The sequence below is a fragment of the Vibrio sp. 1078-1 genome (assembly GCF_033340475.1).
Genome location: NZ_JAWOWM010000593.1, coordinates 1 through 595 on the forward strand (window position 1 = coordinate 1; position 595 = coordinate 595).

Genomic DNA, 595 nt, shown 5'->3' on the forward strand with positions numbered 1-595 from the left:
CCGATTCCAACATCAACAGCCCCATCACGCTGTCTGCGGTGGCGGTTTTGTCTTCTTCGTTGTCGATGGTTACTACAGCATCAAAGCTTTGCGCAAGTTCTACCAACTTAACTGCGGCGCGCGCGTGTAACCCAAGACGATTTTGAATCAATACTTTACGACTTAACTCCACTGCTGCTCCTTAGCATTTTTCTCGAGCGAGGTGTGACGAATCTGAACTTGATGCCCTTTATCCGCAAAGTACTCGCCAATCTGTTGGGTTAAATACACTGAGCGGTGCTTGCCGCCAGTACACCCAATGGCTACGGTGAGATAGCTGCGATTATTTTTTTCGAGCAAAGGTAGCCAAGTTTCAATAAAACTTTCTATCTGGTACTTGAGGCTCAATACCGACTGGTGCTGTTCCAAAAACGCAGCGATAGGAGCATCTAAACCCGTCAGTGGGCGCAGTGCAGGTTCCCAGTGTGGGTTCGGTAGGAATCGCACATCAAATACGTAATCTGCATCAGACGGAAGGCCGTATTTAAAGCCGAATGATTCAAACACCATCACCAAGCCTTTGCGATCACGTCCTTCTACTCGCATGCGAACTGTT

At 48.2% G+C, this 595-nt stretch carries 1 protein-coding gene and 1 pseudogene; both read right to left on the reverse strand.

Annotation, left to right across the window (positions count from 1 at the left end; genetic code table 11):
• The coding region (locus tag R7190_RS28985) for an HPr family phosphocarrier protein (protein WP_318138082.1) at nucleotides 1–172 on the reverse strand (172 nt) is incomplete at its 3' end.
• Nucleotides 163–595 (reverse strand): annotated as a pseudogene (locus R7190_RS28990) (RNase adapter RapZ); the annotation flags it as partial. The gene R7190_RS28985 and the pseudogene R7190_RS28990, both read right to left, overlap by 10 nt.